A 22,775-nucleotide genomic window follows, 5' to 3' on the forward strand; every position below is an offset into this window, starting at 1 on the left:
CCCCTCGGGCAGGGCGCGCTTGCATTCAGAGCAGGTTCGCACAGGTACATTGCCTCCGAATCAACGGCCCCGATAGCTTAATTGGATAAAGCCACGGCCTTCTAAGCCGTTGAGTCCAGGTTCGAGTCCTGGTCGGGGCGCAGGGTGGAACGCGAGATTCGACGAAAGGTAGTATCTTATCCGGTCCGAAAGGACCATCCGGTGACGTGGCCGAGTGGCTAGGCAGAGGCCTGCAAAGCCTCGTACAGCGGTTCGAATCCGCTCGTCACCTCCGAAGCAAAGCCCTGTCGCTCAGGACGAGCGGTGGGGCTTTTCGCTTGGGTGTCTCGGTTCAAACTAGAACGGTGCGTCGCCGGGCGGGTAGTCCTCGTAGCCGCCTTGTCCGTCCTGACGCCGAGGCACGTATGCGGGATCATCAGGATGCGAACCCGGGTGAATGTCTCCTGGATTGATCAGCGGTTGCCCTGCTCCTAGCTGGTGGGGTTGCGGAGCACCCCCAGGAGCACCGAAGGCGTAGCCGGGGTCCGAGCCGTAGTACGTCTGGAGGTTCTCGAACCGGGCGTACTGGTTGACGAAGGCGAGCTTGACGTTGCCGATCGGCCCGTTGCGCTGCTTGCCGATGATGATCTCGCCGACGCCGGCCGTCGAGTTGCCGTTCTCGTCCTGGGTGATGCCGTAGCGCTCGGCGCGGTAGATGAACGCGACCACGTCGGCGTCTTGTTCGATGGATCCGCTTTCACGTAAATCACTGAGCATAGGTCGCTTATCACCGCCTCGCGTCTCGACCGCGCGAGAGAGCTGGGCGAGGGCGAGGACGGGCACATCGAGCTCTTTGGCGAGCGCCTTGAGGCTGCGGCTGATCTGGGCGATCTCCTGCTCGCGGTTGCCGTTGCGGTTGTCCTGTGTGCCGTGCATCAGCTGGAGGTAGTCCACGATCACGAGGCCGATGCCGTGCTCGGCCTTGAGGCGGCGGCACTTGGCGCGGAGCTCCAGGATCCCGAGGCCGGGCGTGTCGTCGACGAAGATCTGGGCCTCGCCGAGGCGGCCGGCGGCGCGGGCGAGCTTGGGCCAGTCCTCGTCCGAGAGCCGCCCCGTGCGCGCCTTCTGCGCGTCGATCCGCGCCTCCGAGGTCAGCATCCGCTGCGCGAGCTGGTTCGCGCTCATCTCGAGCGAGAAGATCGCCACCGGCACGCCGTACTTCGGGTGCGTCGCCGCATTCATGGTGACGGCCAAACTGAGAGCCGTTTTTCCCATGGAGGGCCGGGCCGCGATGATGATGAGGTCGGACTTCTGCCAGCCGCCGGTCATGTCGTCGAGCGCGTGGAAGCCGCTCGGCACGCCGGTCAGGCCGCCCTCGCGCTGCCCGAGCGCTTCGAGCTGCTTGAAGGTGTCCATCACGACCTCACTCATCGCGCGGCTGCTCTTGCGGAGCTGGCTCTCGGAGATCTTGAAGATGTCCTGCTCGGCGCGGTCGAGGAGGTCGAAGGCGTCGGTCGTCGGGTCGTAGGCCTCGCCGACGGTCGTCGTCATCGTCTCGATCATCTGCCGCAGGAGCGACTTCTCTGCGATGATCCGGGCGTGGTACTCGACGTTGGCCGCGCTCGCCACGCGCGTGGTGAGTTCGGAGAGGTAGTAGCCGCCGATGGGCTCGAACTCGCCGCGCCGCTTGAGCTCCTCGGTCAGCGTGATGAGGTCGACCGGGTTGGTGCGCTCGAAGAGGCCGAGCATGGCGGCGTAGATCCGCTGGTGGCGCACGTCGTAGAACGCCTCGGACGGCAGGATCTCGATCGCCTTCGGGATGGCCTCGCGCTCGATCAGCATCGCCCCGAGCACCGACTGCTCGACCTCGACGGCCTGCGGCGGGACGCGCCCGGCCTGCTCGTGGAGCGAGACGACGTTGGCCCGCTGGCGCCCGCCGCGCCGGCCGGTCAGCTTTTCGAGCGGGAAGGTGCCGCCTTCTTCGATGCGGAGGGGGCGCTGCTGAGGGCCGTCCTGGTCAGGCATGCGGGTGGGAGATTTAGGCCTGGACGAGTTGGTCGTAGCGCGTGCGCATCAGTTTCATGTCCTCCCACGTCGGGCGCTTCCACTGCGGGTTGCGAAGCAGCGCGGCCGGGTGATAGGTCACCATCATCGGCAGCCCGTAGAAGTCGTTGAACTTGCCCCGGAGCGAGGCCAGCGACGAGGTCTTCTTGAGCAGCCCATTGCCGGCCGACTTGCCGACGGCGAGCACTATCTTCGGGCGCACGAGCGCGATCTGCTTGTAGAGGATCGGGATGTGGGCCTCGACCTCGTCCGGGCGCGGGTCGCGGTTGCCGGGCGGGCGGCTCTTGAGGATGTTGGTGATGTAGACCTCCTCGCGCTGGAAGTTCACGGCTTCCAGAATCTTGTTGAGGAGCTGCCCGGCGCGTCCGACGAACGGCTCGCCGGTCTTGTCCTCGTCCGCCCCCGGTGCCTCGCCAATCACCATCAGGTCGGCGTCCTCCGGCCCGACCCCGAGCACGGGGTTGATCCGGTTCTCGTCGATCGGGGTGAGGATAGTGTCCCCGAGCCAGTCGAAGATCTCGCCCAGCGAGCCCATCTCGCCGAGCGGCGAGTCCTCCGGGACGAGGGCTTCGATGCGGTCGTAGGGCGAGAGCGTGGCGTCCTGCGAGGGGTCAGGCAGGGCACCGAAGAGGTCGGGCGACATGGAATCGGGAGAGGCGGGAGGCGGGAGGGCGTCGGGCAGCCAGTCGCCGCCGAGGGTGCGCTGGAGGTCGAGCACGGAGCGGGCGTCGCGGAGAAGGTCCAGCACCCTGGGGTAACCGGTTACTGTGGGATGCGTTGCGCCGAAAGAACCAGCGGCTCTGCCGGTGCGCGGGCGGGCTCGCCAATCTACCAGGTCCGGGCGAGACAGACAAGGCGAGGGCCGGTGAATTCGCGCCCGCGAGCCTCAGGCCGTGCCCAGCGACAGCTCCTCGTAGGCCCCTGCCACGACGAGCAGCCCGAAGGCTCCGGTGAAGAAGATGCCGACGACCAGGGCGAGCACGCCGAGGAGCAGGAGGACGAACAGCACCAGGCCGATCAGGAAAAGCTGGAGGCGGTAGCCGCTCGTCATCGCCCACGCCTCTTGCAGCGTATCCATCACCCCCCGGTCCCCATCCATTACCAGGAAGAGGCTCGGCCACAGCCCGACGCCGATGATGATACCCGGCACGACGAAAAGGAGCAGCCCGAGGACCGTCGCGAGTGCGCTCAGGGCGTACACCCCGAACGCTCGGCCAAACTCGTTGAACCCAATGAAGAGGTCGCCGAACGCGGGCCGCTCGCTGCGGTGCACTCTGAGCATCATCCAGTAGAGCCCTGCCGTGAGCGGCCCGGTGATGGCGAACCCGACGATGTTGAGGACGCCGCTTCCTACGCCGAAGTCATCCAAGAACGGGTCCGACCCGATGCTGGCAACCACGATGTAGATCGCCGTAGCCCCGACCAGGACCCAGAGGTGTTCCTTGAACAGCGGCCAACTCCGGGCGAAGAGGTACCCGATGCCGAGGTTGGGGACGTACGGTTCGCTGTAGCGGTCGGGCGAGGGTTCCATGCAAAGTTCGGTTGAGCGCGAGGGGCGGACGCGTCAAGGTAGCGAGGCGGCCAGCCACGGTGCCAACGGTCAGCCCCCTGCGGGCCTACTGCATCTCCATCGCGGCGTGTGCTCGTACTTCGGCGAGCGCCGGGTGGGCGTCGGCCGCGTGCCACGCAGCGGCGAGGTCGGCGTACGCCTCCCGGGCCATCTCGGTGCCGCCGGCCTCCATCGCGGCGCGGGCGAGGCCGAGAAGGGAGCGGGACCGGCGCGGGTAGCGAGCGAGGGCGTGCTCGAACTGCTGCCGGGCCTCGTCCGGCCGGTCGAGGTCCAGCAGCACCTCGCCGAAGAGTTCGTGCGCCGGCTTTATGGGCAGCGCCGGGCCGAAGTCGAGCGGCATCGCGTCCTCAAGCTCCGCTGCTTCCTGGAGAAACGCGAGGGCTTCGTCCGTCGCGCCCTCGTCGAGTGCCAGCAGCGCCTGTAGCTGAGCCTCAGGGACCCTGTCCTCGGGGTCCGGGTCGCCGTCCGTGTCGAGGCGTTCGCGGAGCGCGGCGGCGAAGGCCTCGGCGGCGGCCCGGTCGCCGCGCTCGAGCGCCGCCCAGCCGTCGGCGAACAGGCTCTGCGCCGAGACGGTCAGACTCTCGTCGGCCAAGTCGGGAGCCGTGTGAGCGAGGGGGCCGTCCCAGTCTTCGGTATTCACGAGGACGTGGGCGCGCAGGAGGACCGGTGCATAGCTGCGGCGCGCTTGTCCTTCGGCTAAGTCCTCCGAGAGCGCGAGCAGGCGGCTGGCTTCGTCGAAGCGTCCGCGCTGAAGCTCGGCATAGGCCAGCCACTGGAGCGCGTGCCAGCCGTGTCCGTTGAGCGGGTCGCCGCGCCGGTCGGCGCGGGCCTGCGCGGCCTCGTAGGAGCGGCGGTTCATCTCGGCCCCCTCGTCCCACATCCCGAGCGCGAAGTGGATGTGGCTCGGCATGTGGAGCGCGTGCGAGGCCGCGGGCGCGATCTCGGCGTAGACCCGGGCGGCGCGCAGCCCGAGCGGGGCGTGGACCGGGTCGTCGTAGGCGTGGATCAGGTAGTGCGCCGCGCCGGGGTGGTCCGGGTTGGCGTTGAACACCTCCTCCGCAATCGCGGCGGCGCGCATGTAGATCCCGAAGTCGCGCCCGTCGTGGGCGGTGCCGAGGACGGCGAGGGCGTGGAACGCCGCCGCGTCGAGGTCGCCGGGGTAGCGGTCGGCGAGGGTACCGAGGGCGTTGGCGTAGGCGAGGTCGCGCGCCTCTTTCGAGCCGTCGCCGTAGAGGACCCCCAGCGTGCGGAGGTAGTCGGCCTCACGCTCGGTCGCGCCCGGGAGCGGGGCGCCGCGCTCGATGGCCGTCCAGAGGTCGCCGAGCGCGGCAATCGCCGCGTCGCGGTCCTGCTGCTGCCAGATCGGGTGGTTGTGCGTCAGCGCCTCGCCCCACGCCGCGAGGGCGAAGTCCGGGTCGACCCGCCGCGCCTCCTGGAAGGCCTCGCGGGCGTCCTCGTACTCGAAGCTGTGGAGCATCAGCAGGCCGCGCAGGAACGGCCCCTGGGCCTCGTCCGACCCGGAGTTCTCGAACTCTGTCGCCCCGTAGGCGGCCGTGTCGTACTCGGTGAGGGTGACGGGCTGCGCCGCGAGCGGGGCGGCAGCCAGCAGGGCGAGGAGGACGAGGGGGCGTAGCATCAGAGGCGGGGTCGGTTGAGCCGCCAATCTACGGGTTCACGCCTGCTGCCTGCCCAGCACCGCGTCGTAGACGGCCAGCAGCCGCTCGAACGTGCGGTCCCACGAGAAAGCGGCCTCGACGTGCGCCCGCGCCGCTGCGCCGAAGCGCTCGCGCTCGGCCGCGACCTCGGCGATGTTGCGGGCGAACGCACTGGCATCGCCAACCGGCCCGAGGCGGCCCGCGCGAGGCGGCACGCGGTCCACGAGCGCCCCCGCCGCCACGCCGACGACCGGCAGCCCCGACGCCTGCGCCTCGACGACCGACAGCCCGAAGGTCTCGTGCGGCCCCGCCGTCACGTACACGTCCGCCGAGGCGAGCAGCCGCGCGAGCGCCTCCTTGTCCCCGACGTACGGCAGCACGCGGAGCCGCTCGCCGGTCGCTGCCCGCGCTTCGAGGGCGGCCCGGTGCGGCCCCTGCCCGGCGAGCACGAGCGTGGGGCGGAGGCCGGCAGGGAGCAACTCCACGGCATCGGCCAGCACGGCCGGTTGCTTCTCCGAGTCGAGCCGGCCAGCGTAGACGAGCAGCAGACCGTCTCCTGCAACTCCAAGCTGCTCGCGGAGCGCCGGATCCCGTTTCGCCGGGTGGAAGAGGCCCAGGTCCACGCCGAGCGGGACGGCGTCGAGCGGGGCCGCGACGCCCATCCGCCGGAGGCGCTGCACGAGGTCAGCCGAGACGGCGAAGCCTCGGTCGCAGCGGTCGAAGACGGTGCGGACGTAGGCCTCGGTCCAGCGCTCCGCGACGTCACCGGCGCGCTCACCGAGTAGCCTCGCCGCGGCAGGGCGGACGTAGGCCGAGGGCAGGTCGGTGTGGTAGAACGCGGTGACGGCCACGGGGTGCATCTTCCGGTACGAGAACGCAGCCCAGGGCGAGGTATAGAACGTGTGGAGCTCGACGAGGTCCGGCTGCACGGCGGCGAGCGCGGCGCGCACCTTGTCAGCCCGGAGGAAGAAGCGGTAGGGGTCCGCGCCGGGGATGACCGGCCCGGCGACGCGGATCGTGGTCGCCCGGCCGTCGCGCTCCACGCCGTCCTTGGGGCCCGGCGCGATCAGGACGTGCTCGTGGTCTGTGTGGCGGAGGAGGTAGCGGCGCTTGGCGTCGATCGTCGTGCGGATGCCGCCGCTCGTGTCGGTGTAGGCGTGCGTGAGGTCGCAGACCCGCATGCGGACACCTTATGCCGGGACCGAGGCCCTGTGGGGCGCGAGCACGTCTTCGTAGTACGAGCGGAGCCGGGCCAGGACGGCGTCCCAGTCGTAGTGGTAGGCGCGCTCGATGGCGGCCTCGCCGAAGCAGGCGCGGCGCTCGGGGCTGCTCACGAGGCGGGCGACGGCATCGAGGAACGAGTCTGGGTCGCCGGGCGGGGCGAGGTAGCCGGTCGTGCTGTGCTGGACGAGTTCGCTCGCGCCGGTGGCGTCGGCGCAGACGGCGGGGACGCCGCTCGCCATCGCCTCCAGCGTCACGTTGCCGAAGGTCTCGGTGTCGGACGGGAACAGGAAGACGTCGGACGAGGCGTAGGCCTTCGGCAGGGCGTCGCCGCTGAGGTGGCCGGTGAAGACGGTGCCGGGGAGGCGGCGCTCCATGTCGGCGCGCGCCGGGCCGTTGCCGACCATCATGCTGCGGACCCGAAGCCCGCGCGCGTGCAGCCCCTCGATCACGTCGGCGTAGATGCCGAGACCCTTCTCCAGCACCAGCCGGCCGACGAACGTGATGAGCACCTCGTCGTCCTCGATCCCGAAGCCGCGCCGCCAGCCGAGGTCGCGCTCCTGCGGCCCGAAGCGGCTCACGTCGACCCCGCGCTCCCACAGCCGGAGGCCGTCGGTGATGCCGTGGACGCGCAGCACCGCAGCCACCGACAGCGAGGGCACGTAGACGTGCTCGCACTGCCCGTAGAACCACCGGCCTGCCTTCCACATGAACCCCTCCATCGACTGCACGCCGTAGTACTTCAGGTAGGCCGGGAAGTGCGTGTGGTACGAGGCGACGACCGGAACCGCTGCAGCCTGCGCCCAGCGGAGCGCCCTGAACCCGAGCACGTCCGGCGTGGCGATGTGGACGAGGTCGGGCGCGAACGCGTCGAGCCGGCGGCGGAGGCGGCGCGGCATGTGCGTCGTCAGGCGGTACTCGGGGCGCCCCGGGATTGGCACGGAGGGGACGGAGACGAAGTCGCCTGCGTGGTCCATCGGCGGGTCGTCCACGGTCGGGCCGAAGACGAGCACTTCGTCGCCCCGGCCGAGCAGGTAGCGGACGAGGCGGTTGAGCGTCAGGCTGACGCCGTCCTGGACGTGGTTGTAGTTGCCGGTGAAGAGCGCGATGCGACGAGGCGGCGGGGCCTCACGAACGCTACGTGGTGGAGAAAGAACGGCGGTGGTGGACGGCATACGCGCGAAGATGAGCTTGACGGCGGACGTACCTACGGCCCGGGGCCAAAGTTCGCTCAAACGCCGGACATAGACGAAGTGTTACGGCTGGGGGCTCGTTTTTCACCGCTTCTCACCAACCCGCGCCCGCGCTCGCTGCCCTCTGGAAGCCGTGACCCTGCCGCAAGAGAGGCTACGCCTCGACGAACGCTTCGAGCAGCACAGCGATGTCGGGGAAGCGCTCCGCCACCCGCCGGTCGCCCGTGACGAGCGGGACCTGCTCGGCCTCGGCGAGGGCCACGTACTCGCAGTCGTAGCTCGAATGCCCCGTGCGCTCGACGAGCTTCAGCACGTCCGCGCTGCGGACCTCGTACGCACGTCCCGACAGCATCGCCTCGGCCTTGTTCGCAACCCACACGGCGTCGGCGAAACTGAGCGACCCGTGCACGAGGTGCTGCCGTAGCACGCTCCGAAACTCGGACTGCCAGAGCAGGGGGACGATCCAGTCAGTATCGCGTCGGCGCGCCCGAAGCACGGCCGCGGTTCGAGGCCCCTTTATCCAGAACGAAGCGATCACATCGGCGTCGATCACGATCACGGTGCGCCCTCGCCGGGAAGCGGGTCCTCGTACTTCCGGCCCGCTCGCTTGCCCTCTGCGGCCAGGTCAGGCAGCGGCTCGGGGAACTGAGCGTGAAACGACTCAGCCATGGCGATGAACGGGTCCGGCTCGACGCGCCGGGGCAGGAGCTGCTCTTCGAGGAGCGTGACGATCTCGTTGCTCATCGAGCGGCGGTTGCGCCCTGCGCGCTCCTTGAGGCGCTCGTAGACGCGGTCGGGGATGTTGCGGACGGTGAGGGCAGGCATGAGGCAGCACAGTCGTGTGATGCCTAGGTGACATCAGTCCGATGCCGCGGGTTCCGCCCGAGGCCTCACGCCGGCGCGATCCCCTCGTCCCGGAGGAAGCGCCCGGTGTGGCTCTCCTCGACCGACGCCACCTCCTCCGGCGTGCCGGCGGCCACGACGAACCCGCCGCGCCGCCCGCCCTCGGGCCCGAGGTCGATCACGTAGTCCGAGGCCTTGATCACGTCGAGGTTGTGCTCGATGAGGATGACCGAGTGGCCCTCGGCGACGAGCGCGTTGAAGGCACGGAGCAGCTTCTCGATGTCGTCGAAGTGGAGGCCGGTCGTCGGCTCGTCGAAGAGGTAGAGCGTGTGCTCCGAGGCCGGGCGGCTGAGGTGGGCGGCGAGCTTGACCCGCTGCGCCTCGCCGCCGGAGAGCGTGTTCGACGCCTGCCCGAGCGTGAGGTAGCCCAGCCCGACGTCCTGGAGTACCGTCAGCTTGTTCGCCACACGCTTCTCGCCCGCGAAGAAGTCCACGGCCTCGTCGACCGTCATCGACAGGATGTCGTCCACGTTCTTGCCGTTCCAGCGGATCTCGAGTACGTCCTGCTTGAAGCGCTTGCCGCCGCACGCCTCGCACTCCAGAAAGAGGTCGGCCAGGAACTGCATCTCGACCCTCACCACGCCGTCGCCCTGGCAGACCTCGCACCGCCCGCCGGGGACGTTGAAGCTGAACGTGCCCGCCTTGTAGCCGCGCACCTTCGCCTGGTGGGTCCCGGCGAGGAGCGCCCGGACCGCGTCGAACGCCTTGATGTAGGTCACCGGGTTCGAGCGCGGGCTGCGGCCGATCGGACTCTGGTCCACGAGTTCGACCGAGTCGACGAGGTCGTGCCCGCGGACGGCGTCGTGCGCGCCGAGCTTGCCGCCGATCTCGTGGCCTTTGAGCCGGTGCAGCCCGCGGTAGAGCGTCTGGTTGACGAGCGTCGACTTGCCCGAGCCGGAGACGCCGGTGACGCAGACGATCATCCCGAGCGGGAAAGCCACGTCGAGCCGCTTGAGGTTGTTCTGCCGCGCGTTCTCGACCGTGATGACGCGCTCGGGGTCAACCGCCCGCCGCGCCTCGGGAACGGGAATCGTCTTGCGCCCGGAGAGGTACTGGCCGGTCAGCGAGGCCTCGTCCGCGAGCATCGCCTCGATGTCGCCCTGGAAGACGACCGCCCCACCGTGCACACCCGAGCCGGGGCCGATGTCGACGATCTGGTCGGCGCGGCGCATCATCGCCTCGTCGTGCTCGACGACGAGGACGGTGTTGCCGATGTCGCGGAGGCCTTCGAGGATGCGGATCAGCCGCTCGTTGTCGCGCGGGTGCAGCCCGACCGTCGGCTCGTCGAGGACGTAGAGGCTCCCGACGAGCGAGGAGCCGAGGCTCGTGGCGAGGTTGATCCGCTGGCTCTCGCCGCCGGAAAGCGTCTGGCTGAGCCGGTCGAGTGTGAGGTAGTCGAGCCCGACCTCGACGAGGTAGCGGAGCCGCTTGCGGACCTCGTCCATCACGCGGCCTGCAACGGCCAGTTCGTATGCTGAAAGCTCGAGCTGGTCGAAGTGCTCCTTCGCGTCGGCGGTCGTGAGCTCGCAGACCTCGCCGATGTGGTAGGCCGGGACGCCGGTACCCTCGCCGCCGACCTGGACGTAGAGCGCCTCGGGGCGGAGGCGGTAGCCGTCGCAGTCGGGGCAGGGCGTGTAGCCCCGGAAGCGCGCCGAGAAGATGCGGTAGTGCATCTTGTACGCCTTCTTTTCGAGGTACCGGAAGAAGCCGCGCACCCCGGCGTAGCTGCCGGCCCCGTTCCACACCCATTGCCGCTGCTCTTCGGTGAGAAGGCTGTACGGCGTGTCGATGGGGAACTGGATTTTGGCCGCCTCGCGGACGAGGTCGCGGAGGTGCTTGCTCCACTGCTCGGTGCGGAACGGGGCGAGCGCGCCCTGCCGGATCGAGAGGTCGGGGTTGGGGACGACGAGGTCCTCATCGACGCCGGGGACGCGGCCGAAGCCCTGGCACGTCGGGCACGCGCCGAGGGGCGAGTTGAAGCTGAAGAGCTGCGGCGTCGGATCCTCGAACGTCATCCCGTCGCGCTCGAAGAGCGCCGAGAAGTCGAGCGTCTCGAACGGGCTGTCTTTGGGCGCGGTCACGACCACGACGCGGTCGCCGCCCTCGCGGAACGCCTGCTCGACGGAGTCCGCGATGCGGGCCGTCGTCGCCTCGTCACCCGCCCGGACGGCGAGCCGGTCGACGAGCACGAGGAGCCGCGTTTTCGGCGTCTTGACCTCGGCCGGGTCGGTCTCGTTGAGGTCGATCACCTCGGCGGGGTCGCCCTTCGCGCGCGCTTTGGCTGTCGGGAGGGCGAGGAGGCGGAAGAAGCCGCGCGCCCGGAGCGCCTCCAGCTCCTCGGCCTTCTTGCGGCCCTTGTGCTCGGGGAGCGGGAAGCAGAGGTAGAACCGGGTGCCGCCTGCGAGGTCGGCCTGCAGCGCCTCGGCGACGGAGCGGGGCGCGTCTTTGGTCACCGGCTCGCCGGAGACGGGCGAGACCGTCGTCCCGATGCGGGCGTAGAGGAGCCGGAGGTAGTCGTAGAGCTCGGTCTGCGTGGCGACGGTCGAGCGCGGGTTCTTGATGCCGGTCTGCTGCTCGATGGCGATCGCCGGGGCGAGGCCCGTGATGAGGTCCACGTCGGGCTTGTCCATCCGCTCGAGAAACTGCCGCGCGTAGGCGCTCAGGCTCTCGACGTAGCGCCGCTGCCCCTCGGCGTAGATCGTGTCGAAGACGAGGCTCGACTTGCCCGACCCCGACGGCCCGGTGAAGACGACGAGCTGCCGCTTGGGGATCGTGAGGTCGATGCCTTTGAGGTTGTGCTGCCGCGCGCCGCGCACGACGAGGTCACGTCCCGCGAAGCGGTCGCGGCGGCTGCGCCGTTGGCAGCGCGGCCGCCCGTGACCGTCTTCTTTTTCGCAGCGGCGGTTCTCTTTTTGGTCGGCATCGGGACAGTCGTTGGCGGTGGACGGGGTCAACGCCCCGGCACGCCTGGAAGATGCGGAAGCCCGCGTGAAACGTGAGGGGTCGCAGCCACGACGCGCGGTCTACACACCGCAGCGGGCGCTTGCCCGCCCCGGCGGGACGCTTAGCGCGGTCACCCTGACGCCGATAAACGGGTCCACCTCTCTTGACATTCCCATCGCCCGGCACTGCGCCCACCACGACGTCCTGCTTATGCTTCGAAGGCTCGTACTCCTCTTCCTGGTCTGCTCGCTCGCTCCCCTCCGCGCGCAGGACGCGCCGTCAGACGAAGAAGAGCCGCTGGACGAACTCTCCGAACTGCTCGGCGAGGAAGTCGAGACGGCGGAGGCCTACATCCAGCAGGCTCGCGAGGCAGCGGCCTCGGTCACCGTCGTCACGAGCGAAGAGATCGCGCGCGCCGACTACCGCACGCTGGCCGACGTGCTGAACAACGTGCGCGGGTTCTTCCTCACCGACGACCGGCGCTACGCCTACGCCGGCGTGCGCGGCATCGGCCGGCCGAGCGGGACCAACAACCGCATCGCCGTGTTCGTCGACGGCGTCCCCTTGCGCAACGGCTTCAACGATGCCGCTCCGATCAGCCTCGTGCTCGGCGTCCCGCTCACGGCGGTGGACCGCATTGAGGTGCTCCGCGGCCCGGGCTCGGCGCGCTACGGCACCGGGGCGATGTTCGCCGTCGTCAACGTGATCCTGAAGGACACCCGGACGCTCGACGGGGCGCGGGCGTCGGCATCGGTCGGCGTGTACGGCAGCTACCACGGCGAGGCCGTCGTCTCGACCGACCTCCCCGGCGGCGTCGGGATCGCGCTGGCCGTGCACGGCCGCCGCGAGGACAACCCCGACGTGGTGTTCTCGGTCTCGGACTTCTATGCGGGTAGACCTACGGCGGGCGTGCCGAGTGCGGACTGGTCGGAGACCTACGGGGTCCTCGCCGCCGTGCAGCGCGGCCCGTTCCGGCTCGACCTCCGCTACGGCGAGCGGACGCGGAGCATGCCGAGCGGCGCTTTCGCTACAGCATTCGGGCTGGACTCTGAGGTCCGCGACCGCTCGGCGACGGCGACGCTCCGCGCCGAGCACGCGCTCTCGCCGCGCGTGACGCTCTCCGGCACCGGCGCGCTCGACCACTACAGCACGGCCTCGGACCTCGATGTCATCGTCGAGCCCGGGGTCTCCGAGCCGCTGGAGGCGCTCTACCTGACGGACGCGACCGTCGCCCGCGCTGGCACACAGATGCAGTGGGACGCGAACTCGGCCTACCGCCTCACAGCCGGAGCCGAGGTGCTCTCGCAGTTCCAGAGCGAAGGCCGGGCGTTCGCCGAGGCTAGCACGTTTTTCCCGGCGGTGGAATACTACGACGCGCGCGACCCGTTCACGGCTGGCGCGGTCTGGGCCGAAGGCGAAGTCACCGTTGCGCCAACGCTCCTCGCTACGGCCGGCACCCGCTTCGACGCCGTGCGTGGCAAGACCGCGCTCTCGCCGCGTGGCGCGCTCGTCTTCACGCCCGACCGCCGGACGAGCCTGAAGCTCGTCGCCGGGTCGGCGTTCCGCGCGCCGTCGTCGTACGAGTTGAGCATTTTCCTCGAGGAGCTCGGGCAGGCGCAGGCTATCGACCTGGGGGCGGAGCGCGTCGTCTCGGTCGAGGCGATCGCCGCGCGCGAGGTGGTGCCCGGCCTCCGGCTCGAAGGCTCGCTCTTCACCACTTACGCCCGCGACTTCATCGATCTCGCCTACGACCCTGAGGACGACGTCAACCGGTTCGCCAACGTCGAGCGGGCCCGGTCCCAGGGGGCCGAGATCGAAGCCGAGGCCCTCGTAGCGAGGTGGCGTGCGCGCGCCAGCTACGGCTACCAGCGGACCTCGAACCCCGACACCGACGCGGACGAGCAGCTCTCGAACTCGCCCGCGCACGTCGGCAAGCTGACGGCCTTCGGCCCGCTCGGGCGAGGCTTCTGGCTCTCCGTCGGCGGCCGCGCCGAGAGCCGCCGGACGACCTGGAACCCTGACACCGACGCCTTCGCCGTGCTCGACGCTGCGCTCTCGGCCGACGTGCTGGGCGACCTCGGCCGCCTCACCCTCGGCGTCCGCAACGCCTTCGACGCCGACTACGTCCTCCCGGCGCGTCCCGAGCACGACCAGGCGACAATCCCGCAGCGCCCTCGCACCGTCTACCTCCGGCTGGACGTCCGCCTGTGATGCGCCCTCCGCTCCCCCCGACTGCCCCTGCGCGGCCCCGACTCGCCGCGACGCTCCTCGCTGCGCTTGCCCTCGGCGTTACCTCGCCCGGCGCGGCTGGGCAGGGCGAGATGGAGGTACCCGTTGAGCGGCAGGTCCCACTCCTGACGCGCACGCTGGCCTTCGACCGCTCGCTCAAAGGCTCCGAGCCGCTCGTGCTGGCGGTGGTCTACCAGGACCGGAACCGGGCGTCGCTCCTTGTCCGCGACGCGTTCGTGCAGGCTCTCGAAGAGAGCCGCCCCATCATCCAGGGCCGCCCGGTCCGGGTCGTCCCTGTCTCCGCTGCCTCGCCCGGCGAAGTCGCCCGCGACCTACAACGGCTCGGGGCCGAGGTCGCCTACGTGACTCCGCTCCGCGGTGCCGACGTGTCCGCCCTCGCCCGTGCCCTCTGCGACGCCGAGGTGCTGGGCCTCACCGGGGTCCGCCGCTACGTCACCGACGGGGTCGCCCTCGGCGTCGGGATGCGGGACGGCCGGCCGGAGATCCTGCTGAACCAGGACGCGGCCGACTCCGCCGGGGCTGACCTCAGCGCCCGCCTCCTCCAACTTGTCACCCTCGTCAGCCCATGAGCCCCCCGCCTCCTGCCCCTCGCCGCAGCGCGCTCCGCCGGCCATACACTGCCTGGGCGTCGCTGACTATCCGCGCCCGCCTCATCGCGGTCTTCGGGTTGCTCCTGGTCGCGTACGGGATCGGGGTCTACATCGTCGTGCCGGACCTCGTCGAGAACGTGGCGATGGAGACGGCCGAGGCGCGCGCGGAGAACGTGGCTCGCGTCACGGCCTTCGGCGCGGCCCCGGGCGTAGCCTTCGGCGACGACGAGGCCGTGGCCGACGCGCTCCGGCAGGCGCGGCAAGACCCCGACGTGCGGACGCTCCGGGCAGTGGACTCTGACGGCAACGTGATGGCGGCCTACCGGGCCGAAACGGACGCCGACGACCTCTACACGGCGCAGGTCCCGATCAACCTCGACGGGGCCGTCATCGGGACGCTCGAACTCGGGGTGACGCTCACGCCAGTCTACGAGCGCGTCGCCCTCTTCCGCCGGACGGCCCTCTGGATACTCTTCGCCGCCTTCGCGCTCGGCACGGTGCTGCTCACCGTCGTCGCCTCCGCCATCACCCGGCCCATCGGAGAGATGGCCGCCCTGGCGCGGTCGATCGCCGAGGGCGGGCGGGACCTGCGCGCCCAGCCCCAGGCCAACCCCGAGACGCAGGCCCTCGCGCTCGCCTTCAACCAGATGCTCGACGAGACCGAGGCCCGCGAGGCCGACCTCGACACGGCGCGGCGTGCGGCGGAGGCGGCCACGCAGGCCAAGAGCGAGTTCCTGGCCAACATGAGCCACGAGATCCGCACCCCCATGAACGGTGTCATCGGCATGACCTCGCTGCTGCTCGACACCTCGCTCGGCAGAGACCAGCGCGACTTCGTCGAGACGATCCGCACCTCGGGTGACGCGCTGCTGACGCTCATCAACGACATCCTCGACTTCTCCAAGATCGAGGCCGGGCACCTAGACCTGGAGCTCTACCCGTTCGAGGTGCGCACGGTCGTCGAGGAGGCACTGGACCTCGTGGCGCAGCCCGCAGCCGAGAAGGAGATCGAGTTGGCCTACATCGTCGGGGAGAGCGTGCCGCACGCCGTCGCGGGCGACGCGACGCGGCTCCGGCAGGTCCTCGTCAACCTCGTCTCGAACGCGGTCAAGTTCACCGAGACCGGCAGCGTCTGCGTCCGTGTCGAGGCTGCTCCGGCCAACCCCGAGACCGGAAGCCAGGTCCGCCTGGACGTGGCGGTCGAGGACACCGGCATCGGCATCGCCCCCGGCAAGCTGGAGGCCATCTTCGAGAGCTTCCGCCAGGCCGACGCCTCGACGACGCGCAAGCACGGCGGCACCGGCCTCGGCCTGACGATCAGCCGCCGCCTCGTCGAGCTGATGGGCGGCACCATCAGCGCCGAGAGCACCGAAGGGGCCGGTTCGACGTTCCGGTTCTCCGTCCTGGCCGAGGCTGCCCCGGGCGAGCGGCGCGTGTTCCTGCGCCGCGAGCAGCCTGCGCTCGAAGGCCGCCGCGTCCTCGTCGTGGACGACAACGCCGTCAACCGGGAGATCCTGGACCGGACCCTGGGCCGGTGGGGGATGGCGTCTCGGTGCGTCGCGTCAGGCCGGGCTGCGCTGGCAGCGCTGGCCGAGGCGCGCGCCGCAGGCACGGCCTACGACCTCGTCGTGCTCGACATGCAGATGCCCGAGATGGACGGCATCGACGTCGCCGAGGCGGTCCAGGCCGGCCCCGACGCGGCCCCGCCGATGGTGCTGCTGACCTCGATCAGCCGCGACGCGGACCTGCACGCCCGGGCCGCTGCAGCCGGCATCGCGAAGGTTCTCTACAAGCCCACCAAGCCGGAGCAGCTCCACGACGCACTCCTGCGCCTGTTCGAGGTCGCCACGGTGCCCGCGCACGCCACGGTGCCCGCGCACGCCACGCTGGAGGGCGGCCCCCGGACCGGCAGCGAGGACGAAGCTGCCGGCGCGGCTCCGTCCAAGCGCATCCTGCTGGCCGAGGACAACATCGTCAACCAGAAGGTGGCGCTCCACATCCTCCGCCGCCTCGGCCTCGACGCCGACGTGGCCGCCAACGGAACCGAGGCCGTCGGGTCGGTGCGGCAGCGCGACGCGATCGGCCAGCCCTACGAGGTCGTGCTGATGGACGTGCAGATGCCGGAGATGGACGGGCTAGAGGCGACGCGCCGCATCCGGGCCGACGCCAGCCTCATGCAGCCCCGCATCATTGCCCTGACGGCGAATGTCATGCAAGGCGACCGTGAGCGCTGCCTCGAAGCCGGAGCCGACCACTACCTCTCCAAGCCCGTCAAGCTGGAAGACCTACAGTCCGCGCTGGCAGACGCGCCGGACGGCGCAGGCGAGGCAGCGCCTCAGCTGGCTGGCCTCGCCCCAGGCAGCCTGCCCCTGCCCGGCACGGCGTAGAGCCCAGGCCGATAGCGGAGCCTGAGCGAACGGGAGCAGGGCACGGCACGCAAGAATGCGAAGCATCGGGAAGCGAAGCGACGCCACCTAGATGCCACATTACTGGGCGACGCGTGCAACACCGCCGCGCGCTCGTGCAGCCACACGAAGCCGAGGCGGCTTTGCGGCCCTCAGCCGTCGAAGGTCTGGGCGAGGAAGGCCTCGACGCTCTGGAACGGCTGCCCGCCCGGAAACAGCGCCGCCGACGTCTCCTCGAAGGTCAGGTCCGCCTCGGGCGTGACGTCGTAGAGGAACTGCTTGAGGTCCGAGAAGAGGTGCGCGCCCGACTCCGGGGTGTAGCCCGGCAGGAGGGCTGCGAGGCGAAGGCGGTCGAGGTCGGAGAGCAGCACGTAAGCGTCGCCGAGCACGGCCCGCATGCCGCGGACGACGAGCGGGAAGTTCTGTGCGGCGGGGCTCGCCGGGGCCATCCGCAGCGCGAGGACGAGAAACGGGTGCGCCGCTGTCTCGTAGAGCAGGGAGGATGCCCTGAACGCCTGAATGAACTGGCGGCGCGGCACAGAGTCGCCTGGCGCGTACTCGGCGGGCTGAGACAGAAACGTGGGCAGTGTGGAGAACAGCGCCGCGTCGGGCGGAGCCAGCGGTCCCGGCTGGACCAGCGCGTACTCGAACGGGTCAGCTCCCGGCGGGAAGTCGGACGCGGCCGGCGTGTCAGGCGGCGGCGTGTCAGGCCGGCGCGGCCGGGGCGGGGCGGGGTCCTTCAGCGAAGGCGCGTCGCCGTCCTCGAAGTCGAAGAAGTAGATGCCGGGTAGGTCGTAGCCTGAGGGGTCAGGGGCGTCCATCGCGCCTGCCACCGCAAGCACGCGGGCAGCCTCGGTGCTCGGCAGCCACGTCGGGACGAGCGGCTCCGGGGAGAGAACGAGCGGTTCGCGCGCCGCGCTCGGCTGGGGACGGACCGGGTCCCGGAAGTCCCAGTTCTGAGCGCGCGCGCCCTCCGCGTGGAACCGGCTGGGGCGAAGCACGAGCGTGCAGGCTCCGGGCGCGTCGGCCGGACCGGGCGCAAGCTCGATCACCCCCGTCATCTGGGCTTGCACGAACTCGGCGAGGTGCTCCGACGCCTGGTTCGGCCGCGCGTGCATCGCCAGGATCAGCGTGGACCCCGTCAGGCGGTCGAGCAGGGTGAAGAAGGCGTTCGCAAACCGCTCGAAGGCCTGGAAACGCGTGAACGGCTCGAAGTCGTCGATCACGAGCCGGCTCGGCGCGTAGTCGCGGATGAGCGAGGTTAGGTCCGTGAGCGCCTGTTCGAGCTCGTCGTCTGCGGGGTCGTCCGAGACCGGAGCGACATGGAGCAGGCGGAGCCGCTCGCCGTCCGGCTCCACGCGCAGGCCGAGGCGTGCGGCGCGGTCCGCCAGCACCTCAGGCGGGCTCGGCGAGACGAAGAGGCAGGTGTCCCCGGCCTCGACGGCGGCCCGCGCCAGCTGAAGGGCCAGCAGCCGGTTGCCACTCTGGGCACGTCCGTAGAGGAGGTACGCGCCGCCCCGGTACAGTCCACCCCAGGTCTCGTCGATGATGGGAAGGCCGGAGCGCGCTTTGGCAGGCAGCATGAGCGGAGAAAACGAGCGGCGCAGGTGGAGGCGCCGGAGAGGATATAGAGGTTAGATGGGCAGCGTCAGCGGGACGGGCTTGGACAACGCCCGTACCGCTGCGCTTTGAGAGAGAGCGATGGAAACTAGCGGTTCCCCGGACGGGGAGGTGAAGGCTGAAAAGCCGGCTGAGCAGGGCCGGGTCGTTGGAGGGGCATAACGCGTATATTGACAGCGCGCAAGGGGCTAGCGGGAAGTGACAAAGGTACCGGTCCAAAAGCGACATGCGCTAGGGAGGTATGGCGCAACAAAGAGGAGCGGTGTGGCGCATTCTCCTATGCGCATTCCCGAGACACTGATGGTATACTAGGGACGGATCCTCCTGGCGCTGGCGCGGAGGGAAACAGAACCGAACGCTTTGCGAGCCTGAACCAACCCGCCCCGGGCTGGAACGTCGCTTGTCCTAGCGAGTCGTACCGCCTTCCGGGGCGACCATTTTGCACGACGAGCACGGGTGCCGATTTGGGCCGGCACCTGTGGTGGGGTGAGAGAGCCCTCTGCCTGTGGTGGGGCGGAGGGCTCTCCTTTTTTATACCAGGCATCCTGGGTCGAAGGGCCGGGAGCCAACGAGAGCCTGCCGGACTGCCGGGACGCTCACCGTCCCGCCGTCCACCGCGACGTGGCCTATCTTGCCGGTCCCTCCGCCCGACGCCGACTTCCATGGACGCCGACCTCCGCTCGGTTCAGCAGGCGCGCGACCTGCTCCGCCAAGCCCACCACGCGCAGAAGCGCTTCGCCACGTTCGGCCAGGACCAGGTGGACCGGATCGTCGGCGCGATGTGCGAGGCGGGTGCGGCCGAGGCGGCCCGGCTCGGGCAGGCGGCCCACGACGAGACCGGCTTCGGCCGGCCCGAGAGCAAGCGCGAGAAGAACCTCTTCGCCACGCGGACGCTCCACGAGCGGATGCAGGGGATGCGCACGGCCGGCGTGATCGAAAAGAGCGCCGACGGGAGCGTGTGGAAGGTGGCGACCCCGATGGGCGTCGTCGCAGCTCTCGTGCCGAGTACCAATCCGACCGCGACGGCGATGTACAAGGCCATCATCGCGGCGAAGGCGCGGTGCGGGGCCGTGATGAGCCCGCACCCGCGGGCGACGGCCTGCACGGCTGAGGCGCTGCGCGTCGTCGCGGAGGCGGCCTACGGAGTCGGCGCGCCGGAGGGCCTGTTCGGCTGCATGACCGAGGTTTCGCTCGCCGGCACGAATGAACTGCTGGAGCACGAGCACACCGACGTGATCCTCGCCACCGGCGGCGGGGCGATGGTCCGGGCGGCCTACTCAAAAGGCAAGCCTGCCTACGGGGTCGGCTCAGGCAACGTCCCGGCCTACGTGGACCGCTCGGCCCGCCTCGCCAAAGCCGCCGCCGACATCCTCGCGGGCACCGCCTTCGACTGGGGCACCCTCTGCTCGACCGAGCGCAGCGTCGTCGCGGACCTGCCCATCCGGGGCAAGCTGAAAGCCGAGCTGGAGCAGCGCGGCGGGTACTTCTGCTCGGAGGCCGAGCGCGAAGCGCTCCGCCGGACGGTCGCGCCGGACGGGCGGCACCTCAACGTGGACATCGTCGGGCAGAGCCCGGTGCGCATCGCCGAGATGGCGGGCTTCGCCGTGCCGGACACGGCGACCGCGCTCATCGCCGAGGTAGACACCGTTGGCCCCGGCGAGCCGCTCTCGATGGAGACGCTCTCGCCCATCCTGTCCTTCTACACCGAAGACGGCTGGCAGGCGGGCTGCGCGCGCTGCACCGAGATCCTGGGCTTCGGCGGGATCGGCCACACCCTCGCCGTCCACGCCGAGAGCGAGCACGTCGTCGAGCGGTTCGCGCTCGAAAAGCCCTCGATGCGGATCGTCGTCAACACGGTCGCCGCGCTCGGGTCGGTCGGGATGACGACGGCGCTGTTCCCGGCGATGACGCTCGGCCCGGGCACGGTCGGCGGCTCGATCACGAGCGACAACATCTCGCCGGTGCACCTGCTCAACGTCAAGCGCGTCGCCTTCGAGACGGCACCGCTGAACACCGCCGGTGGCGAGGCATCTGTCGGGCGAACGGCCGTTCGCCCCTACGGAGGCGGGACATCGGCAACGGTCGCGACCCCGCGCGAGGGCGACTGGATCGAGGAGATCGAACGCCGCCTCCGCGCCCGCGCCGGGAGCGCGCCGTCGGCCTCCACGCCTCCGGACGACGCCCGGACGGCCGACGCGACGCGCGACGCGGCAGCCTCGTCGCTGCCCGTCTCCGAGACCGACATCGACCGGCTCGTGCAGCGGTTCCGCAAGTAACCCAGGCCTGATGCCCCGCACCGAGGACGCGCCCGCCCTGCCCGTGCCCGTGCGCCCGGCGTGGGTGCTGCGCCGCCTCGTCGCGGTCGCCGCCGGCGTCGTCGCCGTGAGCCTCACCGTCGAGGTTCTCTACCACGGGGCCGGCGTGGCCGTCCCGGACTGGGTCCTCAACGCGCTCACCCTGGACCAAGAGCGCAACGTGCCGACCTTCTTTGCGACGGGCCTCCTGCTTGCGGCGTCGGCGCTGCTGCTGCTCGTCGCGGGCGTCGTCCGGCGGCGCGGCGGGCGCGACGCCGGGTACTGGAGCGTGCTCTCGGCTGGGTTTCTTTTCCTCGCCCTCGACGAGTTCGTCGGGTTCCACGAGCGGCTCAGCTACGCGCTGCGCACCGCGCTCGGCACCGAAGGGTGGCTGCACTACGCCTGGGTGATTCCCGGCCTGGCGGTCGCCCTCGGCGTGGCGGCGGCCTTCGTGCCCTTTCTGCGCCGCCTGGAGCCGTGGCTGCGGGGGCGCGTCCTCGTGGCAGGGGCGCTCTACCTCGGCGGCGCACTCGGGCTGGAGGTCGTGGGCGGCGCGTGGGCCTCGGCGGTGAGCGACTTCGACCTCGTCTACGCCCTCCTCACGACGGTCGAGGAGACGCTGGAGCTGGCCGGCGTGGTCGCGTTCATCTACGCGCTCCTGCTGTACCTGGAGCGCCGGGCGGCAGAGCCTGCCGGCCTGCGGTAGCCAGAGCCGATTCTCGCCGACTCCCGCACGGTGCCGCGCTTTGCCCGTAGATTCGGCGGCCCTAGCTCACCCCACAGCTGCTATGCTCGAATACGACACCATTATCGTCGGAGCCGGCCCGGGCGGTGCGACCGCTGCCGCCTTCATGGCCCGCGCCGGCCTCCGTCCCCTCCTCCTCGACAAAGACACCTTCCCCCGCGACAAGATCTGCGGCGACGCCATCTCCGGCAAGAGCGTGGACGTGATGAAGCGACTCGGGATGATTGAGGCGATGGTCGAGGCCGAGGACCAGGACGAGACCGTCGGCAGTTGGGGCGTGACCTTCAGCGGCCCCTACGGCGACGAGGTGGCGATCCCGTTCACCAAGATGCTCGACCAGCCCGTCGCTCCGGGCTTCGTCATGGACCGGGTGCGCTTCGACCACCTGGTCTTCCAGCAGGCCGTCGAGGCCGGTGCCGAGATCTGGCAGAACGCGACCGTCAAGGGCCTCATCATGGAGGAGGCCGACGGGCCGGGGCCGGGCCGCGTGCTCGGCGTCGAGGTGCAGCACGAGGGCGAGACGAAGCACGTCCGCGCCCCGCTCACCGTCGGGGCCGACGGGCCGTACTCGGTCGTGCTCCGCGCGCTCGGGCTGGACCAGCTCGACGAGCGCCACTACTGCGCCGGGCTGCGGTCCTACTGGCGCGGCGTGACCGGCTTCCACCCGCGCAACCACGTCGAGATCCACTTCGTGGACGAGGCCATCCCCGGCTACTTCTGGATCTTCCCGATGGCCGACGGGATGGCGAACGTCGGCGTCGGGATGCTCTCGAGCGTCATCAAGAAGAAAGACATCAAGCTCCGGCCGCTGCTCGAACTGCTCGTGGACCACCCCCGCTTCCGGCACCGCTTCACGGACGCCGAGCTGGTCGGCAAGGTGCGAGGCTGGGGCCTCCCGCTGGGCTCGAAGCCGCGCACGATGCACGGCGACGGCTGGCTCCTGGTCGGCGACGCGGCCAGCCTCATCGACCCGTTCACGGGCGAGGGGATCGGCAACGCGATGGTCTCCGGCGAGAAGGCCGCCGAGTGGGCCGGCTACGCGAAGTCGTTCGGCGACTACTCGGCGGCGCACCTCCGGGGCTACGAGGAGGCCGTGCTGGACTACCTCGGCGACGAGCTCAAGCTGAGCCACGCCATGCAGCGGCTCGGCAACTGGAAGTGGCTGCTCAACACGGTCGTCGCCAAGGCCAGCCGCTCGCCCGAGCTCGCCGACGCGATCTCGGCCATGTTCGACGACGAGAGCCAGCGCAAGAAGCTCATCTCGCCGCTGTTCTACCTCCGCGTCCTCGCGGCGTAGACGAGCTCTCGCTACCGATAGCGCGGAGCAGCCGCAAGGGGGATGC

Annotated in this window: 16 protein-coding genes and 2 tRNA genes; 8 read left to right on the forward strand and 10 right to left on the reverse strand. The window is 70.3% G+C overall.

The annotated features are described in order from the left end of the window. Positions 1–66 precede the first annotated feature (66 nt). Positions 67–140, forward strand: a tRNA-Arg gene (locus AAGI91_07105). Positions 141–200: 60 nt separating this feature from the next. After that, positions 201–271, forward strand: a tRNA-Cys gene (locus tag AAGI91_07110). A gap of 65 nt (positions 272–336) precedes the next feature. On the opposite strand, the gene dnaB is transcribed toward AAGI91_07110, so the two are convergent. The 9 genes from dnaB to uvrA all read right to left on the reverse strand — a co-directional run bounded on the left by dnaB (position 337) and on the right by uvrA (position 11,401). Then, complete coding sequence (gene dnaB, locus AAGI91_07115; protein ID MEM1042384.1) at positions 337–2,004, reverse strand: replicative DNA helicase; 1,668 nt, start codon at positions 2,002–2,004, stop codon at positions 337–339. 13 nt (positions 2,005–2,017) lie between these two features. Then, positions 2,018–2,791, reverse strand: a complete 774-nt coding sequence (locus AAGI91_07120; protein ID MEM1042385.1) for a uracil-DNA glycosylase — start codon at positions 2,789–2,791, stop codon at positions 2,018–2,020. A 138-nt stretch (positions 2,792–2,929) separates the two neighbouring features. Continuing rightward, entirely contained in the window at positions 2,930–3,574 is a 645-nt protein-coding gene (locus AAGI91_07125) for a hypothetical protein (GenBank protein ID MEM1042386.1), read from the reverse strand. A gap of 85 nt (positions 3,575–3,659) precedes the next feature. Beyond that, positions 3,660–5,249 carry a hypothetical protein gene (locus tag AAGI91_07130; GenBank protein MEM1042387.1) on the reverse strand — a complete coding sequence of 530 codons (1,590 nt, stop codon included), beginning with the start codon at positions 5,247–5,249 and terminating at the stop codon, positions 3,660–3,662. Positions 5,250–5,285: 36 nt separating this feature from the next. Further along, positions 5,286–6,449, reverse strand: a complete 1,164-nt coding sequence (locus AAGI91_07135) for a glycosyltransferase (protein MEM1042388.1) — start codon at positions 6,447–6,449, stop codon at positions 5,286–5,288. Positions 6,450–6,458: 9 nt separating this feature from the next. After that, on the reverse strand, positions 6,459–7,664 hold the full coding sequence (locus AAGI91_07140; protein MEM1042389.1) for a glycosyltransferase family 1 protein: 1,206 nt from the start codon (positions 7,662–7,664) through the stop codon (positions 6,459–6,461). Between the two features lie 172 nt (positions 7,665–7,836). Beyond that, positions 7,837–8,241: a type II toxin-antitoxin system VapC family toxin gene (locus tag AAGI91_07145; protein ID MEM1042390.1), complete on the reverse strand. Its 405-nt coding sequence runs from the start codon at positions 8,239–8,241 to the stop codon at positions 7,837–7,839. Then, positions 8,238–8,507 (reverse strand): Arc family DNA-binding protein, encoded by a 270-nt coding sequence (locus tag AAGI91_07150; protein ID MEM1042391.1) that lies wholly within the window; start codon positions 8,505–8,507, stop codon positions 8,238–8,240. Before AAGI91_07150 ends, AAGI91_07145 begins: the two co-directional genes overlap by 4 nt. Before the next feature lie 65 nt (positions 8,508–8,572). Further along, positions 8,573–11,401: an excinuclease ABC subunit UvrA gene (gene uvrA, locus AAGI91_07155; protein MEM1042392.1), complete on the reverse strand. Its 2,829-nt coding sequence runs from the start codon at positions 11,399–11,401 to the stop codon at positions 8,573–8,575. Positions 11,402–11,738: 337 nt separating this feature from the next. Here uvrA and AAGI91_07160 point away from each other — a divergent pair, with 337 nt between their 5' ends. Genes AAGI91_07160 through AAGI91_07170 form a run of 3 tightly spaced genes read left to right on the forward strand, consistent with a single transcriptional unit; the run spans position 11,739 to position 16,755 of the window. After that, positions 11,739–13,739, forward strand: coding sequence for a TonB-dependent receptor (locus tag AAGI91_07160; GenBank protein ID MEM1042393.1), 2,001 nt, complete (start codon positions 11,739–11,741; stop codon positions 13,737–13,739). Then, positions 13,739–14,347 (forward strand): YfiR family protein, encoded by a 609-nt coding sequence (locus tag AAGI91_07165; GenBank protein ID MEM1042394.1) that lies wholly within the window; start codon positions 13,739–13,741, stop codon positions 14,345–14,347. The genes AAGI91_07160 and AAGI91_07165 overlap by 1 nt, the downstream gene beginning before the upstream one ends. Next, positions 14,344–16,755: a response regulator gene (locus AAGI91_07170; protein MEM1042395.1), complete on the forward strand. Its 2,412-nt coding sequence runs from the start codon at positions 14,344–14,346 to the stop codon at positions 16,753–16,755. The genes AAGI91_07165 and AAGI91_07170 overlap by 4 nt, the downstream gene beginning before the upstream one ends. A gap of 170 nt (positions 16,756–16,925) precedes the next feature. Here AAGI91_07170 and AAGI91_07175 read toward each other — a convergent pair whose 3' ends face one another. Next, the gene (locus AAGI91_07175) at positions 16,926–18,356 is read right to left on the reverse strand and encodes an ATPase domain-containing protein (GenBank protein ID MEM1042396.1); all 1,431 of its coding nucleotides are present in this window, start codon (positions 18,354–18,356) and stop codon (positions 16,926–16,928) included. 699 nt (positions 18,357–19,055) lie between these two features. Between AAGI91_07175 and AAGI91_07180 the strand changes: the two genes are divergently transcribed. From AAGI91_07180 to AAGI91_07190, 3 genes are all read left to right on the forward strand, one after another. Next, positions 19,056–20,669 carry an aldehyde dehydrogenase family protein gene (locus AAGI91_07180; GenBank protein ID MEM1042397.1) on the forward strand — a complete coding sequence of 538 codons (1,614 nt, stop codon included), beginning with the start codon at positions 19,056–19,058 and terminating at the stop codon, positions 20,667–20,669. A 10-nt stretch (positions 20,670–20,679) separates the two neighbouring features. Further along, positions 20,680–21,393 carry a multidrug transporter gene (locus AAGI91_07185; protein ID MEM1042398.1) on the forward strand — a complete coding sequence of 238 codons (714 nt, stop codon included), beginning with the start codon at positions 20,680–20,682 and terminating at the stop codon, positions 21,391–21,393. 82 nt (positions 21,394–21,475) lie between these two features. Further along, positions 21,476–22,729, forward strand: coding sequence for a geranylgeranyl reductase family protein (locus AAGI91_07190; GenBank protein MEM1042399.1), 1,254 nt, complete (start codon positions 21,476–21,478; stop codon positions 22,727–22,729). Positions 22,730–22,775: the final 46 nt, after the last annotated feature.

It is taken from the genome of Bacteroidota bacterium (assembly GCA_038746285.1).
Lineage (GTDB): Bacteria > Bacteroidota > Rhodothermia > Rhodothermales > JANQRZ01 > JANQRZ01.

What these genes read in the sequence shown, in the direction of transcription:
- dnaB (MEM1042384.1), bottom strand. Translation starts at nt 2,004, where the DNA reads ATGCCTGACCAGGACGGCCCTCAGCAGCGCCCCCTCCGCATCGAAGAA.
- AAGI91_07125 (MEM1042386.1), bottom strand. Translation starts at nt 3,574, where the DNA reads ATGGAACCCTCGCCCGACCGCTACAGCGAACCGTACGTCCCCAACCTC.
- AAGI91_07130 (MEM1042387.1), bottom strand. Translation starts at nt 5,249, where the DNA reads ATGCTACGCCCCCTCGTCCTCCTCGCCCTGCTGGCTGCCGCCCCGCTC.
- AAGI91_07135 (MEM1042388.1), bottom strand. Translation starts at nt 6,449, where the DNA reads ATGCGGGTCTGCGACCTCACGCACGCCTACACCGACACGAGCGGCGGC.
- AAGI91_07140 (MEM1042389.1), bottom strand. Translation starts at nt 7,664, where the DNA reads ATGCCGTCCACCACCGCCGTTCTTTCTCCACCACGTAGCGTTCGTGAG.
- AAGI91_07150 (MEM1042391.1), bottom strand. Translation starts at nt 8,507, where the DNA reads ATGCCTGCCCTCACCGTCCGCAACATCCCCGACCGCGTCTACGAGCGC.
- AAGI91_07160 (MEM1042393.1), top strand. Translation starts at nt 11,739, where the DNA reads ATGCTTCGAAGGCTCGTACTCCTCTTCCTGGTCTGCTCGCTCGCTCCC.
- AAGI91_07165 (MEM1042394.1), top strand. Translation starts at nt 13,739, where the DNA reads ATGCGCCCTCCGCTCCCCCCGACTGCCCCTGCGCGGCCCCGACTCGCC.
- AAGI91_07170 (MEM1042395.1), top strand. Translation starts at nt 14,344, where the DNA reads ATGAGCCCCCCGCCTCCTGCCCCTCGCCGCAGCGCGCTCCGCCGGCCA.
- AAGI91_07175 (MEM1042396.1), bottom strand. Translation starts at nt 18,356, where the DNA reads ATGCTGCCTGCCAAAGCGCGCTCCGGCCTTCCCATCATCGACGAGACC.
- AAGI91_07180 (MEM1042397.1), top strand. Translation starts at nt 19,056, where the DNA reads ATGGACGCCGACCTCCGCTCGGTTCAGCAGGCGCGCGACCTGCTCCGC.
- AAGI91_07185 (MEM1042398.1), top strand. Translation starts at nt 20,680, where the DNA reads ATGCCCCGCACCGAGGACGCGCCCGCCCTGCCCGTGCCCGTGCGCCCG.
- AAGI91_07190 (MEM1042399.1), top strand. Translation starts at nt 21,476, where the DNA reads ATGCTCGAATACGACACCATTATCGTCGGAGCCGGCCCGGGCGGTGCG.